This window comes from Delftia sp. S65 (genome assembly GCF_016516495.1).
Lineage (GTDB): Bacteria > Pseudomonadota > Gammaproteobacteria > Burkholderiales > Burkholderiaceae_C > Comamonas > Comamonas acidovorans.
The window spans coordinates 132,054-147,371 of sequence record NZ_JACVUR010000005.1; the positions used below are offsets into that span (position 1 = coordinate 132,054).

The following is a 15,318-nucleotide window of genomic DNA, read 5'->3' on the forward strand; positions in this document are numbered from 1 at the left end:
TCACCCCCAGCGCAACACCCAATCCGCCTGCCCCCGCGTTGCCGCAATGCGGCGCGCATTGGGCTCGTCCACCTGCGCCACCCAGTCGCGTGCGGCCTGGGGGCTGCGGCCGTGGAGTTCGTGGCGGCGGGTCAGGCGCTCGATGCGAAGGCGGTCGTCCATGTCCACGTACCAGACCTCGTACAGCAGCGCGCGCACGGCATGCCAGTGTGTGCCTGGCGCATCCTGTTCATCCATCAGCAGGTAATTGCCTTCGGTGATGACCAGGGGCACGCCGGGCGCGATGGCGATGGCGCCTGCAATGGGCTCCTCGACGGAGCGCCGGAATTCGGGGGCGTAGACCGTTTCACCAGCCACGGGCGCGCGCAGGCGGCGCAGCAGGGTCACGTAGCCGGCCGAGTCGAAGGTGTCGGGTGCGCCCTTGCGCTGCGCGCGGCCCAGGCGCTCCAGCGCGGACTGCGCCAGGTGGAAGCCGTCCATGGGCACGGCCGCCGCCAGCGGGCCCAGCGCCTGCAGCAGGGCGGCGCAGACCGTGCTCTTGCCTGCACCGGGCGGGCCCGCCAGGCCCAGCAGGCGGCGGGGGCCGGAGCGCGCCAGCGCAAACGCACGCGCCAGGGCCTCGGGCGGCAGGATGGCCGTCATGCGCGTGCCTGCTGCGCGCTGGCCAGCCCGTCTGCCATGAAGCCGCGTGCGTGCAGGGCCAGGTCCATGCCGTCTTCCCACATCGGGCGCCAGATGGCCAGCGCGTTCGACAGCTGCTCGTTGACGATGGCGGACGAGAAACTCTCGAAGGTGACGGTGCCCTGGTAGCCGATCTGCGCGAGCGCACCGAAGAACTGCGCGAAGTCGATGTGGCCCGCGCCCAGGTAGCCACGATGGTTCTCGCCGATGTGCACATAGCCCAGCCGCTGTCCGCAGGCCAGCACGGGCGCGGCGAGGTCGGCTTCCTCGATGTTCATGTGGTAGGTGTCCAGGTGCACGCAGACATGGGGCTGGCCGACTTCGTCGATGAACTCCAGCGCCTGCGCGGCCGTGTTCAGCAGATTGCTTTCGTAGCGGTTGACCACCTCCAGGCCCAGCGTGACGCCGCGCTCGCCCGCGAAGTCGGCAATGCGCCGCACGGCCTCGATCGCGTTGCGCCGGCCCCGTGGCGTGCAGGGGTGGCCGTATTTCGCCATGGCGCCGTAGAGGATGCCGCCGAAATAGCGCCCGCCCAGGCGCGCCGTGATGTCCACGCCTTCTTGCAGCAGCGCCAGGCCGCGCGCGACCACGGAGGGGTCTTCGCTGGAGACATCGGCCTCGAAGGTCAGGCCACGCGAGCAGCCTACGCCCAGGCCATGCTCCTGCAGCAGATCACGCGTGAGCGACAGGTCCATGAGCCGGGGGCCGTGCAGGGACAGCTCGACCAGGTCGTAACCGGCCTGGCGCGTCTGCTCGATCACATGGCGGGTGGAGGCCGGCGACAGGTCGCCGGCCCATACAAGGGCGTGGATGCCGAGGGGGGTCATAGGGGCTCCGGGTGGACGCTGCGAGAGCGTGAAGGGGAGGGTTCGGCGGGTGCCCGGGCACGGCCCCGCCAGCGCGCGAGCAGGTGGCGCGCGGCCACGGCGGCGATCATGGTGGCGCCCCACAGGGCCTGCGTGAGCTGGGCATTGGCGCCCAGCAGGTTCACTCCGCTGGACAGCACCTGCAGGATGAGCAGGGCGACGAACAGCCCCGACACCCTGCCGAAGCCGCCCATGGGATCGGTGCCGCCCAGGATGGCCGCAAGCACCGTGACCAGCAGGTAGGACTGGGCGTAGTCCGCACTGGCCGAGTTGAAGCGCGCCATCATCAGCACGGCCGCGATCCAGCACAGCAGCGTGGACAGGGTGTAGACGCCGATCAGCACGCGGCGCGTGTCGATGCCCGCATGGCGCGTGGCCTCGGCATTGGAGCCGACCATGCAGATGGCCAGCCCGTGGCGTGTGCTGCCCAGGTACAGGCCCACCAGCAGGCACACGGCCGCGAAGATCCAGAACGGCAGCGGCAGGCCCAGCCACTGGGCCGAGCCCAGGGCCTGGAAGGCCTCGGGAAAGCCTGCAATGGGCTTGCCGCGCGTGAGCCAGACGCACAGGCCGTTGATCAGCGACATGGTGCCCAGCGTGACGAGGATGGGATGCGCATGGACGCGCGCCACCAGCCAGCCGCTGGCCAGCCCCACCAGCAGGCTGGCGAGGGCGCCCACGGTCAGTGCCGCGGCGATGAGCAGGCCCTCATGGCCCGACAGGTCCAGGCCCAGCGCCGACAGGCCTCCCACCAGCACCCAGGCCATGGCCAGGCCCGCCATGTTGGCGCTGGCGACCACGGCCAGGTTGATGCCGCCACTGACCAGCGGCAGCATCTGCGCCAGTGCCAGCAGGCCCAGCTCGGGGATTTGCAGCAGCACCGATTGCAGCGTGCCCAGGGTGGCGAAGCTGCCGGGCAGCAGCAGCGTGAACACGGCGCACAGCAGTGCCAGCAGCGCGATCAGGCCCAGCGGCGCGCCAGGGCTGCGGTTCATGGCGCGGCCCCCGCCAAAGGCGCTGCAGGAGTGGCGTCAGCGCTGCGCTGCTGGTTGCGTCGCTGCGTGCGCCGCAGTCCCGTTGCGGCGGCGCAGGCCAGCACCACGGCGCCCAGCAGCACCTGAAAGAAATACGGCGACACGCCCATCAGGTTCAGCCCGTTGCGCAGCACGGCCAGCAGCAGCACGCCCATCAGCACGCCGCCCACGCTGCCCGTGCCTCCGAACAGGCTTGCGCCGCCCAGCACGGCGGCTGCGAGCACGAACAGCTCCGTGCCGACCAGGGCGTTGGGCACCGACTCGCCCACGCGGTGCGCCTGCACCAGGCCTGCGATGGCCGCCATCATGCCGAGCCAGCCATAGGCCACGCCCTGGATGGCGCCCAGCCCGATGCCCATGCGGTGCGCAGCCTCGGGGTTGCCGCCGAAGGCGTACAGGCGCCGCCCCAGCGCGCTGCGGCCCAGCAGCAGCGCCGTCAGCAGGGCGGCTGCGCCGGCCACGGCGATGGGCAGGGTCAGGCGCACGGGGTCTGCGCCGTCGGCGCTTGCGAAGCGGGCCAGCACCACGGAGTCGCTCCACCACGACGGCAGGTCGTAGATGGACCGGCCGCCGGTGCCATGCATCAGCAGCGCGAAGTACAGGTTCAGCGTGGAGATGGTGATGATGATGGAGGTGGCGCGCAGGCGGTGGATGAGCAGGGCGTTGAATGCGCCCAGCGCCAGTCCCGTGGCCAGGCCCAGCGCGATGCTGGCCGCCGGTGCCCAGCCCAGGCGTGTGGCCGCGATGGCCGCAAGGTACTGCGCCACCGTGGCCGTGGCGGCAAACGAGATGTCGATGCCGCCCGCGACCAGCACCACCAGCAGGCCCACGGCCATGATGGCGGTGACCGATGCGCCCTCGGCCACGTCCATCCAGTTGCCCAGCGTCCAGAAGCCCGGGGCCAGGGCGCCGAACAGCAGGGCCATGGCTGCAATGGCCAGGCCGAGCCGGGCCACGGGGTGGTGCAGCAGCGCGTATGCGTGTTCAGGCATGGACGGCCTCCTCGATCTGGCTTTCGGAATGCACCCCTGGCAGGAACTCGCCGGCCATGCGCCCGCCGCGCATGTGCAGCACGCGGTCGCAGTGGGCATGGACCTCGGCCACCTCGTCCGAGATGACGATCACCGCCATGCCCTGTGCGGCGAGCCCGTGCACGATCTCGAAGATGCCCTGGCGGTTGCCGATGTCCACGCCCACGGTGGGCGAGTCGAGGATCAGCAGGCGTGGCGCGGTCGCCAGCCAGCGGGCCAGCACCACGCGCTGGGCATTGCCGCCGGACAGCTGGTGCACGGGCGCGTCCAGCGCGGGCAGGCGCATGTGCAGGCGGTCGCGCCACTGGGCCGCAGTGGCGGCGCGGCGGCTGGCGGGCAGCCAGCCCAGCGGGCCGGACAGGCGCGGCAGCATGGCCAGCACCAGGTTGTCCTGCACGGACTGGCGCAGGTTCAGGCCGATAGACTGGCGGTCCTCCGGCACATAGGCAATGCCCGCCGCCATGGCGTCGCGGTTGCTGCGCAGCACCAACGTGCGGCCGCCCAGGCGGATGCTGCCGCGGTCGGGCCGGCGCATGCCGAACAGGCCCAGGGCCAGCTCGGTGCGGCCAGCGCCCAGCAGCCCGGTCAGGCCCAGGATCTCGCCCTCGCGCACGTCGAAGCTCACGTCCTCGTAGTCGCCGTCGCGGCCCAGGCCGCGCACTTCCAGCAGCGCGGGCGCGGCGGACATGTCGCGCGCATGCAGTCGCTCATCCACTTCCTCCCCGGTCATCAGCGTGGCCAGTTGCCGGCCCGACAACTGTTCGGCGGGCCAGGTGCCGAGCTTGCGCCCGTCGCGCAGCACGGTGACGCGGTCGGCGATCTCCATCACCTCGTCCAGCTTGTGGCTCACGAAGACGATGGCCATGCCATCGGCCTGGAGCCGGCGCACCACAGCCAGCAGCGCATCGACCTCGGCGCGCGTGAGCGAGGCCGTGGGCTCATCCATGAACAGCAGCCTGGCCCGGGCCGCCATGCCCCGGCAGATGGCCACAAGCTGGCGGCCCGCAATGGGCAGGTCGCCCACCCGCGCATCCAGCGGCAGCGCAATGCCCAGGCGCCGCATCACGGCCTGGGCCGCCTCGCGCTGGCGCCTGCGGCGCACGGGCGCCCACCAGCGGCCCATGGCCTGGTCGAAGGCGATGTTCTCGGCCACGCTCAGGTTGGGAACCAGCGACAGGTCCTGGTAGATCACCTGAATGCCCAGGGACTTGGCCAGCGCCGGGTCCAGCCGCTGCACCGTCTGTCCGCCGATGTCGATGCGCGCGCCCGGCTGCGGCGCGTGCACGCCGCTGAGCACCTTGATCGCCGTGCTCTTGCCGCTGCCGTTGCTGCCCATCAGGCAGTGCACCTCGCCGGGCATCACGTCCCAGTCCAGCGCATGCAGCGCCGTGGCGTCGCCAAAGCGCACGGTGACCGCCTGCATGCGGACCAGCGCCGTTGTGGTGGCATCCATGGCAGCGCGCGGCTCACAGGCCCAGGCCGACCAGCCGGTCTATGGTCTGCCGGTTGATCGGCTCCAGCTTCTGGCCCTGGATGTTGCGGCGCTCGCGGTCCACCTGCACCTTGCCCAGGCCCGGTATCTCCATGCCGTCCGTGGGCTCGCGGCCATCGATCAGCATCTTGCCCACATGCACGATCACCTCGCCGGCCAGCGCGGGGTTCCAGATGAAGCCTTCGCGGATCACGCCGTCGCGCACCAGCTTGGCACCCTGGCCCGGCGAGAACGAGCCCACCACGGCAATGCGCTCGGCTTTGCGCGCATCGGCCACCGCACGGCCCGCGCCAATGGGGCCCTGGCTGCCGAAGGCCAGAAAGCCCTTGAGGTCGGGGTGCGCGCGCATCAGGTCCTGGGCGCTGCGGTAGGAGTCGTCCAGGCTCTCGGCCACGCCGAAGCGCTCGGACACCAGCTGCATCTTCGGCCACTGCTTTTTCTGGTGGGCGATGGCCGCATCGGCCCAGGCGTTGTGCAGCGGCACGGTCAGCGAGCCCACGAAGACCACGTACTTGCCTTCGCCACCCATGGCCTTGGCCAGGCTGTCCATGTGGCGCTCGCCAAAGCCCGCGACGCTGCTCAGCTCGATGTTCCAGTCGGCGCCCTTCTGGTCGGGCGACTCGTGCGTGAGCACCTTGATGCCCGCGCTGCGCGCACGCCGGAACACGGGCTCCAGTGCCCTGGCATCGTTGGGCACCACGGCGATGACCTTGCTGCGGCGTGCGATCAGGTCCTCGACCGCGCGCACCTGCTGGGCCGCATCGGCCTCGGTGGGGCCGACCATGCCGCTGGAGATGCCCAGCTCGCGGCCTGCCTTGCGGATGCCGGTCTCCATGGCGTTGAACCACGGAATGCCCCCGACCTTGGCCACCACCGACACATCCTCGGCACCGGCGGCGCCTGCCAGCGCCGTCAGGGTGCAGGCCAACAGTGCCCTCGAGAACCGGCTGAATTTATGGAACATGGCGCTCCTCCCTCTGTTTTGCACAATCGATTGCGCAAACTATAGACAGATGGACTTCCATTGCCGATGCGGGATTTCCCGGGCCGCTGCTGCGTGCCGGTGCCGGTCCGCCCGAATCGCTGCCGCAGCGGCTACGATGGCCGCCGAGCGCTCCCGTCCCAACCCCTGCAGAGCACCGTGAACCGCCCCCGAACCTCCACCATCTACGACCTGGCCGAACTGGCCGGCACCTCGGCCTCGACGGTCAGCGCCATCCTCAACGGCAGCTGGCAGTCGCGGCGCATCAGCGAGGAGACCGCGCGCCGCGTGCAGCAGCTCGCCCAGGAAAACAGCTTTGCCGTGAACCGCCAGGCCAGCGGCCTGCGCCGCCAGCGCTCGGGGCTGATCGGCATGGTGATTCCCACGCACGAGGACCGCTTCTTCGGCGCGCTGTCCCAGGCCTTCGAGCGCATGGCCCACGCGCGCGGCCTGTGCCCGCTGGTGGTCAGCACGCTGCGCGACGGCGCGCTGGAGGTGGAGACCGTGCGCTCGCTGATCGCCTTTCGCGTGGAGCACCTCATCGTCACGGGCGCCACCCGGCCCGACGCCATCAGCGCCGAATGCCGCCAGGCCGGCGTGCGCCATGTCAACGTGGATCTTCCCGGGAAAAAGGCGCCCTCCGTCACCAGCGACAACCGCTGGGGTGCGGCCGAACTCACACGCCTGCTGCTGGCGCGCTCCAGGCCCCCGGCAGGTGCGCCGCAGGACGCCATCTGCTTTCTGGGCGGCGTCCGCAAGGAGTACGCCACCGAGCAGCGCCTGGCCGGCTTTCGCGAAGCCCTGGCGCCCCACACGCCGGTGGCGGACGAGCACATCCTCTGCTGCGGCTACGACCCCGAAGCGGCCCGCCTTGCCATGGCCGCGCTCTACCAGCGCCTGGGCGGCCTGCCGCGCGCGCTGCTGTTTTCATCGGGCATCACGCTGCAGGGCGCCATCCGCTTCCTGCGTGGACTGCCCGATGCGGAACTGGCGCAATGCAGCTTTGGCAGCTATGACTGGGATCCCTATGCCGAATGCCTGCGCTTTCCGGTGCACATGGTGCGCCAGAACGTCGAAGGCCTGATGGCCGAGGCCTTCCGCGCCATCGATGGCGAAGGCCTGCGCGCGGGGCAGGTGGTGCAGGTGCGGCCGCAGTTGGTGGAGTGGGGGATTTTGAGTCCCCTGCCATAGGCTCAGGGCTTTTGCCTGCTCAGTGCACGATCGCAGCGCTTGCAGAGTCTGCAGGGACAAGCTTGCTGAAGTGGATCACGTCGCTGACGATGCTTCTGAAGACTTGCTGGGTGTTTTTGGCGGCCTGTTTGTCGAATCTGTCATCGATCACGACCACGATGTTTTCGCCGTCATTGGTTTGCCGGTTGGTGATGTCCACCAGCTTGTAGAGGGCGGGAGCCGCAGACTGCTGCGTTGGCTTGACGGCCAGATACCCAGAGCCTTCCATCTTGAAGTCCAACTCATGCCGCTTGCCCGAGCTTCCAAGGTATTCGGGCCTAAGTTGCAGCTCCTTGCCGGGGTACCTTTGGAGCAGGGCTTGTGCTACCTCCGTGGCAAATGCCGATCCATCGGCGTCCACGCCCTGGTGCTCCATCTCCCAATGGGTGATGGCTACAAGGCAGGAGATGTACCGTGCAAAGGCGTCGGCGGACGACGAGTCCGTTGACAGGATCTCTATGACGCCCTTGGCATTGAGCGAGGCCCCGTGTTTGCTCGCCAGGTTGCTGAGGAACCTCAGCTTGTGCCCTGACGAGAAATTCATCCCTCTGCCAATGAAGTGCAGGACGGTCTGGCCATCGTCGAAAAACCGATGTACGTCGTTGTCGAAACTCTGCACATACACAGGCACGGGGTCGCCATCGGCAAAACAGAAGGGCGTGTTGATCCTTGCAAGCGTGCCTTGCTCGTTGATGGGCTGGCACGCAAACCCGGTCAGGTTGAGAAGGTTCTGGCAGATCATGGTTGGAGCCTCAGCTGTTCTGGATGCGCGAGTGCGGACAACCCGCATCTTCGCCTAGGGCGGACACGCGAGGGGCGAAATGCTTTTATCCGGTACGTTCACACGTAATGGCTAAGCTTCGTCCAGGGGGCGCAGCAATTCCCATGGCTCCACTTCAAGGGCCCTTGCCAGCATCTCCACTTCGGTGAGCTTGGCGGAGCCGGCCTTGCCATCCTTGCCCGGCTTGCGCCGATCCGGGCTCAGATACAGGCTGATCGTTGTCTGGCCCACTCCGCATTTTTTGGCCAGCGCCATTTGCTTCAAGCCCTTTTTCTCCATGTGGATAGCCAAGTTGTCGGCAAGGATCTGGTTGAGGGAGCTTTCAGGCATCGGGCGAGTCTGCAGAACTTTGCTAGCAAAGTGTTGCTTGAAGATCTAGCAATAAATTGCTAAATTCGAGGCAAGGCAACTCTTGAACTGCTTCGGAAAGGCTGGCGTCCATGCATCTGATGCACCGCTTCATTCCCCATCTGCGCTTCGACACGCTATGGCAGTACCAGAGGCGCATGCCATCTGGCAGAACGCGTTGGGGAACGCTTCCCATGGGGCAGGACCTGCGCGAAAAGGCGGACCCACAGGGTGCCTGGCTGTGTGTACGGCGGTGTGTTGCTGTGGCGGTACGGCAGCCATGGCGTTCTCTGCGCCTGCCCCCCGGCCTGCCTTTGTTCCCTGAGGCTGGCGATGTGGCGAGTTGCCTGAGTCGACTCCTCCCAGGCTGGCAAGTGCAGCGCGGCGAAGGCTCAAAGCAAACGATGGCGCTCTGTGCCAAGGCATTGGCCCAAGGAGGCAGCGCCATGCTGCGGCTTGAACTACGGAGTCGGGATCGAACGGATATTTGCTGGGCCTGGGTGGTCGGTGTCGAGATGCAGGTGAAAAAAACCGGGCGCATCGATTCGCGGTCCCTGTTGATCGTTCCCTTTTACTGGTTCACACCATGGGCATGCGGATATGCCGCGCGTTTCCGGATCGGGGCAGATGGGCAGTGCAAGCTGGACGGCACCGATGGCCAATTGACGCAGTGCCGCTGCCTTGCCTTCATCGCCCTGACCCCACCAACCCCGGCATCACCGTGAAATCGACCTGCGCCTGCGCCAGTTGCTGCATGGCCGGGATCAGGGCGCGGGCGTCGCCGCGCCGCCATTGGAAGGCGTAGTGCAGGGGCGCGAGGGCGGCCTTGGGATGGGCGCCCCCGACGGCGCGCAGGCCCAGGGCGGCGATCCAGCCGGTGGGCAGGAAGCCCACGCCCAGGCCGGCGCGCAGCATGCCGGCCACGGCGCCCCAGCTGTTGCACAGGATGCGCTCGCGCACGCTGGCGCCCTGGGCGAGCAGCCAGTCGTCCAGCAGGCGCGTGGTGCCGGCTTGCGGGGGCAGGGTGACCAGCGCATGTCGCTGCAGCAGGGCCGTGGCGCCCAGGCGGCCCGCGCCTGCCAGGCCGGGGGCCACGGCCCAGGCAAAGCGCGCGGCGCCCACGGGGCGGGACAGCAGGCTGCTGCGCGAGGAGCGGCCCGCGATGACGGCAAAGTCCAGCTCGCCGTCGTCCAGGCGCTGCTCCAGCACGCCGCCCACGTCCACATGGGGCTCCAGCACCAGTTGCGGATGGGCCTGGCGCGCGGCGGCCACGAAGGCCGGCAGCCAGGTCAGCGCCGACAGGTCGCCCACGCCGAAGCGGCAATGGCCGGCCAGCGCCTCGCGCGTGTCCAGGGCCTGGCCCAGCGCGGCCATGGCGTTGAGCACCTCCAGCGCGGCGGGCAGCAGGCGCTGGCCGGCATCGGTGAGCACGGCGCGGTGGCCGCTGCGGTCGAACAGCGGCTGGCCCAGCGCGGACTCCAGTTCCGTGATGCGCTTGGACAGCGAGGACACGGACAGGTGCACGCGCTGCGCTGCCGTGGCGAAGTTGCTGCAGGTGGCGGCCCACCAGAAGGCTTCGAGCTGCTTGACCGAGGGTGTGGACATGGGTCTTTTATTGGAAAAAAGCGAACAAGTGCATTCTAAATAATCCACTTTCATTCAATGGATGCGCAGCCTACAGTGGCGCCGGTTCCTGAACATTCCGAGGTCCGCACCATGGCCGCCATCGCTTCCTCCTCTGCCTCCACGCCTTCGGCATCCGCGCTGCCTGCGCCGCGCGCCCCGGCCGTGCTGCGCCGCATGCTGTCGCTGCATGATTTCGAGGAGGCCGCGCGCCGCAGGCTGCCCCGGCCCATCTTCGGCTACATCGCCGGGGCGGCAGAGGACAACGCCTCGCTGCGCGACAACCGCGAGGTGTTCGGCGAATGGGGCCTGACCACGCGCGTGCTGGCCGATGTGTCGCAGCGCTCGCAGGCCGTGGAGCTGTTCGGCGAGCGCTATGCCAGCCCCTTCGGCATTGCGCCCATGGGCATCAATGCGCTGTCCACCTACCGGGGTGACCTGGTGCTGGCGCGCGCGGCCCAGCGCGCTGGCATTGTGTCGGTGATGAGCGGCACCTCGCTGATCCCCATGGAGGAGGTGGCGCGCGAGAGCCCGGCCACCTGGTTCCAGGCCTATATCCCTGGTGACCAGGCCCGCATCGACGCGCTGATCGACCGCGTGGAGCGCGCAGGCTTTCGCACCCTGGTGGTGACGGTGGACATACCGATCTCCGCCAACCGCGAGAACAACATCCGCACCGGCTTTTCCACGCCGCTCAAGCCCAGCCTGCGCCTGGCCTGGGACGGCATGGTGCGCCCGGGCTGGGTGGCCGGCACCTTCCTGCGCACGCTGCTGCGCCACGGCATGCCGCATTTCGAGAACTCGTTTGCCACGCGCGGCGCGCCCATCATGTCGTCCAGCGTGATGCGCGATTTCTCGGCACGCGACCACCTGAGCTGGCGCCACATCGAGGCCATCCGCCGCCGCTGGAAGGGGCCGCTGGTCATCAAGGGCGTGCTCAGCGTGGAGGACGCGCTGCAGGCCCGGCGCGTGGGGGCCGACGGCATCGTGCTGTCCAACCATGGCGGGCGGCAGCTCGACGGCGCGGTGTCGGCCATGCGCATTCTTGAGGACGTGGTGGCGGCCCTGGGGCCGGACTATCCGGTGCTGATCGACGGGGGCTTTCGGCGCGGCTCCGATGTGCTCAAGGCCGTGGCGCTGGGCGCGCGCATGGTGCTGGTGGGTCGGCCCTTCAACTACGCCGCCGCCGTGGGCGGCGAGGCCGGCGTGCTGCACGCCATCGGCCTGCTGCGCGACGAGGTGGACCGCAACCTGGCCATGCTGGGCGCCTCCTCCTGCGGCGCGCTGGACCGCTCGCACATCGTGCGCCGCGCATCGGCCTGACAGAAACCTCCACCGTCCGTTCAAAACACAGCCATTCCCAGGAGACATCCCATGAACCACTTCACTTCACGCCGCAGCCTGTGCGCCCTGCTGCTGGCCGCTGGTGTCGCACCGGCCGCCATGGCGGCCGATGCCGGCGCCTATCCCACGCGCCCGGTGCGCCTGATCGTGCCGTTTGCGGCCGGCGGCACCACCGACATCGTGGCGCGAGCGATCGCGCCGCGCATGGCAGAGGCCCTGGGCCAGCCGCTGGTTGTGGACAACAAGGGCGGCGGCGGAGGCGCCATCGGCGCGCACGAGGCCGCGCGTGCCCAGCCCGACGGCTACACGCTGGGCGTGGCCACCGTGTCCACCACGGCCACCAATCCGGCCATCAACCCGCGCCTGCCCTACAACCCGCTCACCGATTTCACGCCCATCACCAACATTGCGGCCACGCCCAATGTGCTGGCCGTGCATCCGGGCTTCAAGGCGCAGAGCTTTGCGGCCTTCGTGGAGGAGGTGAAGAAGAACCCCGGCAAGCATGCCTACGGCACGGCGGGCACGGGCTCCATAGGCCATATGCTGATGGAGCTGATGTCCAGCCGCTCGGGGCTGTCGCTCACGCATGTGCCCTACCGGGGATCGGGCCCCGCGCTCAACGATGCGGTGGCGGGCCAGGTGCCCATAGTCTTCGACAACCTGCCCTCGGCCCTGCCCTTCATCAAGGCGGGCCGGCTCACCGCGCTGGCGGTGGCCGCGCCCGAGCGCCTGGCCCAGCTGCCCCAGGTGCCCACCTTCAAGGAGCTGGGGCTGGAGCCGGTCAACCGCAGCGCCTTCTATGGCATCTACGGCCCCAAGGGGCTGTCGCCCGAGATCGTGGCGCGCCTGCATGCGGCCGCCCAGCGCGCGCTGGCCAGCCCCGAGGTGCGCCGCCAGATCGAGGACACGGGCTCGCGCGTGATCGGCAACCGCCCCGAGGAGTTCGCGCGCGAGATCGCGGCCGAGAACGCCCTGTACCGCAAGATCGCCACGGAGCGGCGCATCGTGGCGGATTGAGGGGTAGCCGGCGGAAGGGAGGATAGGGGCTGCGAAAGAATTTTCGCCAACGCTGTCACAACGCGCACGCCCCGCGCGTCTTGAAGGTATGGGCCAGCCATTCCGGCCGGCTGCTACATCCCTCAAGGAGTGTTTTCCATGACCGCTTCGTCTTCCGCTGCCACCGGCGCCCGTCCTCTCGCCGCCCCCACGCCGCGCCTGAACTTCCAGGCCGTGGCCCCCGAGCTGTACAAGGCCCAGGCCGGCATCAACGCGCTGCTCAACCAGTCCAGCCTGGGCATCCAGCTGCTGGAGCTGGTGTTCCTGCGCGTCTCGCAGATCAACGGCTGCGCCTTCTGCGTGGACATGCACACGCGCGAACTGCTGTCCCGGGGCGAGGACCTGCAGCGCATCAACAGCATCGTCACCTGGCCCGAGGTGGATTTCTACGACGGGCGCGAGCGCGCCGCCCTGAACTGGGCCGAGCGCTGCACGCGCCTGAGCCAGGCCCATCCCGAGCAGCAGGACTTCGAGGCGCTGCGCCCGCATTTCAGCGAGCGCGAGATGGTGGAGCTGACCTATGCCATCGGCAGACATCAATGTCTGGAACCGCCTGTGCGCGGGCTTTGCAGCGCCCGTGGCACGCAAGCCGATCAAGCTCTGAACGCCTGCAAGCAGCTCACTCCGCCGAGAGCTTTCGCTCCTTCACCAGCCTGCCCCACTGCTCGTACTCCTTCTTCATGAAGGCCGCGAACTCGGTGCGCGTGGTGGGTTGGGGGGTGAGGCCGTGCTTGTTCAGCGCCTCCTTGACGCCCGGGTCATTGAGTACCTTGACGATCTCGGTGTTCCAGCGGTCCAGCATCGGCTTGGGCGTCTTGCCCGGTGCCACGAAGGCATACCAGTTCAGCGCCTCGAAGCCGGGATAGCCGGCTTCGGCCACCGTGGGGATGTCGGGCATGTACGCCGGGCGCGTGAGGCCCGTGGTGGCCAGCGGGATCAGCTTGCCGGCCTCGATGTGGGGCAGGGCCGTGGGCGGCGCGGCGAAGTAGCTGGTCACGCGCTCGCCCAGCAGGTCCTGCAGCGCGGGCGCGCCGCCCTTGTAGGGCACGTGCACCATGTCGATGCCCGCGCGCTGGTTGAACAGCTCGCCTGCCAGGTGGGAGGCCGAGCCCGCGCCCGTCGATGCGTAGTCCACCGTGCCCGGGTTCTTCCTGGCCTTGGCCACGAACTCGGCCAGGGTCTTCACGCCCGCGCCCTTGTGCACCACCAGCACGTTGGGAAAGTTCACGCCGCCCGAGATGGGTGCCAGGTCCTTGAAGGGGTCGTAGGGCAGCTTCATCAGGTGCGGCGCAATGGTCAGCGGCCCCACCGAGCCGAACAGCAGCACCGAGCCGTCGGCCGCCGCATTGGCCACCTGCTGGTGGGCGATGTTGCCGCCCGCGCCGCCCTTGTTCTCCACCACCACGCTCTGGCCGATGTTCTCGCCCAGCTTCTTGGCGATCAGGCGCGCGGCCGCATCTGCGGCGCCGCCGGCGGCGAAGCCCACGACCAGGGACACGGGCTTTTTGGGAGGAAAGTCCTGGGCCTGCGCGCTGGCAGCCAGTGCGAGCAGGGAGGCGGCCAGGGCGCTGGCGTGCAGGAAGTTGCGCTTGTTCATCATGGGGTTGTCTCCGTCATTGGCTGGGAATCGGGGCGGATGCGGCTAGTCGGCGCCCAGACCGATGGGGCTGGGCTGGCGCTTTTCGGTGTTGTGGCGCAGCAGGGATGCCGTGCGGAACACGCCGTGCGCGAACTTGCCGTAGGGCAGGGTGGCGAATAGGGCGATCACCGCGCCCAGGTGCAGGCACAGCAGCAGGGCCAGGGCCGGCGTGCCGCGGCCCAGCCACAGCGCCATGCCGCTGGCGGCGACCAGGAACAGCAGGGCGATGAAGCCCAGGTCCATGGGTTTCTGGCGCGCGTCGCCATGCTGCGGGTGGCGCCTGCGGTTCAGGCGCCACAGGCCTGCGGTGCCCAGCATGAGGCTGGTGCCGCCCACGGCGCCCAGCAGCTTGGGCAGGCTGGGGAATTCGTAGGGCGCCGCCCAGCCGAACACGTAGTGGTAGACCGTGGCCAGCGCCGTGGCCGCAAAGCACAGCAGGAATCCGTAGAAGGTCAGGTGGTGAAAGCGCCTGCGGCTCAGGGTGTAGGCATCGTCCTCGTTATGGCAGCCCTCGCCGTGGCCGCCGTCCAGGTATTTGAGGCGCAGCACGTCGTGCGCGGCCTCAGCCGCTGCCGGCGTGCCCACGTCCACGCCGCCGGTGGCGGGCTTGACGTCCTTCCAGAAGCGGCGCACGCCCATGGCCAGTGCCAGCACCACGAACAGGAACACGGGCGCGAAGATGCCCACCAGCAGGTTGTGCGGGAACAGGTTGTAGAAGTTGGAGCCCAGATCCGCGCCCCACAGCCGGCCCAGGCCGCCCTGCAGGGCCACGGCCAGCACCAGGAACAGCGACAGGCCTGCGGCCAGGGCCAGCGACAGCGTGAGCCCGTTCCTCTGGTACAGGCGCCCCAGGGCGGGCGGCCAGGCGTAGTCGGCATAGGTCTGGCCGCGCACCTCGGCCATGGCCTTGGGGATGTTGATGGCGAATTCATGCGGCGGCGCGTACTGGCAGGCATGCAGGCAGGCGCCGCAGTTGTGGCACAGGTTGGCCAGGTAGTGCACATCGGCCTTGCCGAACTCCAGGCGCCGCGTCATGGCCGGGAAGACCGCGCAAAAGCCTTCGCAGTAGCGGCAGGCGTTGCAGATCTGCAGGGCGCGCGCCACCTCGCCTTCGGCGGCGGTTTCGGTGGAGACCGGCAGGATGGGAATGACCCGGCCGGCGGCCAGGTCCTGGGCTTCTTGGGCCAGGGCGTTCAGGGTCTGCATCTCGG

At 69.0% G+C, this 15,318-nt stretch carries 15 protein-coding genes and 1 pseudogene; 5 read left to right on the forward strand and 11 right to left on the reverse strand.

The genetic code is table 11. The features are described from left to right. From IAE24_RS06895 to IAE24_RS06920, 6 genes are read right to left on the reverse strand one after another with little or no spacing between them, the layout of a single operon-like run. Positions 1-642, reverse strand: coding sequence for a nucleoside/nucleotide kinase family protein (locus IAE24_RS06895; RefSeq protein ID WP_199960439.1), 642 nt, complete (start codon positions 640-642; stop codon positions 1-3). Then, entirely contained in the window at positions 639-1,508 is an 870-nt protein-coding gene (locus IAE24_RS06900; protein ID WP_199960438.1) for a sugar phosphate isomerase/epimerase family protein, read from the reverse strand. The genes IAE24_RS06895 and IAE24_RS06900 overlap by 4 nt, the downstream gene beginning before the upstream one ends. Continuing rightward, a complete protein-coding gene (locus IAE24_RS06905; RefSeq protein ID WP_199960437.1) occupies positions 1,505-2,542 on the reverse strand; it encodes an ABC transporter permease in 1,038 nt (345 codons plus the stop codon). Before IAE24_RS06905 ends, IAE24_RS06900 begins: the two co-directional genes overlap by 4 nt. Then, the gene (locus IAE24_RS06910) at positions 2,539-3,573 is read right to left on the reverse strand and encodes an ABC transporter permease (protein WP_199960436.1); all 1,035 of its coding nucleotides are present in this window, start codon (positions 3,571-3,573) and stop codon (positions 2,539-2,541) included. The genes IAE24_RS06905 and IAE24_RS06910 overlap by 4 nt, the downstream gene beginning before the upstream one ends. After that, entirely contained in the window at positions 3,566-5,065 is a 1,500-nt protein-coding gene (locus IAE24_RS06915; RefSeq protein WP_199960435.1) for a sugar ABC transporter ATP-binding protein, read from the reverse strand. The genes IAE24_RS06910 and IAE24_RS06915 overlap by 8 nt, the downstream gene beginning before the upstream one ends. Before the next feature lie 13 nt (positions 5,066-5,078). Next, on the reverse strand, positions 5,079-6,068 hold the full coding sequence (locus IAE24_RS06920; protein WP_199960434.1) for a substrate-binding domain-containing protein: 990 nt from the start codon (positions 6,066-6,068) through the stop codon (positions 5,079-5,081). Between the two features lie 177 nt (positions 6,069-6,245). Here IAE24_RS06920 and IAE24_RS06925 point away from each other — a divergent pair, with 177 nt between their 5' ends. Beyond that, the gene (locus IAE24_RS06925; protein WP_325100516.1) at positions 6,246-7,277 is read left to right on the forward strand and encodes a LacI family DNA-binding transcriptional regulator; all 1,032 of its coding nucleotides are present in this window, start codon (positions 6,246-6,248) and stop codon (positions 7,275-7,277) included. Positions 7,278-7,296: 19 nt separating this feature from the next. On the opposite strand, the gene IAE24_RS06930 is transcribed toward IAE24_RS06925, so the two are convergent. Both IAE24_RS06930 and IAE24_RS06935 read right to left on the reverse strand, forming a co-directional pair. Beyond that, positions 7,297-8,058 carry a DUF1828 domain-containing protein gene (locus IAE24_RS06930; RefSeq protein WP_065347101.1) on the reverse strand — a complete coding sequence of 254 codons (762 nt, stop codon included), beginning with the start codon at positions 8,056-8,058 and terminating at the stop codon, positions 7,297-7,299. Between the two features lie 111 nt (positions 8,059-8,169). After that, positions 8,170-8,427, reverse strand: coding sequence for a helix-turn-helix domain-containing protein (locus IAE24_RS06935; RefSeq protein WP_199960432.1), 258 nt, complete (start codon positions 8,425-8,427; stop codon positions 8,170-8,172). A 110-nt stretch (positions 8,428-8,537) separates the two neighbouring features. On the opposite strand from IAE24_RS06935, the gene IAE24_RS06940 reads away from it, so the two are divergent. Continuing rightward, positions 8,538-9,170, forward strand: coding sequence for a hypothetical protein (locus tag IAE24_RS06940; protein ID WP_199960431.1), 633 nt, complete (start codon positions 8,538-8,540; stop codon positions 9,168-9,170). Here IAE24_RS06940 and IAE24_RS06945 read toward each other — a convergent pair. Continuing rightward, entirely contained in the window at positions 9,133-10,050 is a 918-nt protein-coding gene (locus IAE24_RS06945; protein WP_123694563.1) for a LysR family transcriptional regulator, read from the reverse strand. The genes IAE24_RS06940 and IAE24_RS06945 overlap by 38 nt on opposite strands. A gap of 111 nt (positions 10,051-10,161) precedes the next feature. On the opposite strand from IAE24_RS06945, the gene IAE24_RS06950 reads away from it, so the two are divergent. The 3 genes and pseudogenes from IAE24_RS06950 to IAE24_RS06960 all read left to right on the forward strand — a co-directional run bounded on the left by IAE24_RS06950 (position 10,162) and on the right by IAE24_RS06960 (position 13,072). Then, complete coding sequence (locus IAE24_RS06950) at positions 10,162-11,391, forward strand: alpha-hydroxy acid oxidase (RefSeq protein WP_013804649.1); 1,230 nt, start codon at positions 10,162-10,164, stop codon at positions 11,389-11,391. 51 nt (positions 11,392-11,442) lie between these two features. Continuing rightward, complete coding sequence (locus IAE24_RS06955) at positions 11,443-12,429, forward strand: tripartite tricarboxylate transporter substrate binding protein BugE (protein ID WP_199960430.1); 987 nt, start codon at positions 11,443-11,445, stop codon at positions 12,427-12,429. Positions 12,430-12,567: 138 nt separating this feature from the next. Continuing rightward, positions 12,568-13,072 (forward strand): annotated as a pseudogene (locus IAE24_RS06960) (carboxymuconolactone decarboxylase family protein). 15 nt (positions 13,073-13,087) lie between these two features. Here IAE24_RS06960 and IAE24_RS06965 read toward each other — a convergent pair. Together IAE24_RS06965 and tcuB are read right to left on the reverse strand one after the other, a co-directional pair. Beyond that, complete coding sequence (locus tag IAE24_RS06965; RefSeq protein WP_199960429.1) at positions 13,088-14,068, reverse strand: Bug family tripartite tricarboxylate transporter substrate binding protein; 981 nt, start codon at positions 14,066-14,068, stop codon at positions 13,088-13,090. 42 nt (positions 14,069-14,110) lie between these two features. Continuing rightward, on the reverse strand, positions 14,111-15,313 hold the full coding sequence (gene tcuB, locus IAE24_RS06970; protein WP_199960428.1) for a tricarballylate utilization 4Fe-4S protein TcuB: 1,203 nt from the start codon (positions 15,311-15,313) through the stop codon (positions 14,111-14,113). Between the last annotated feature and the right edge of the window lie 5 nt (positions 15,314-15,318).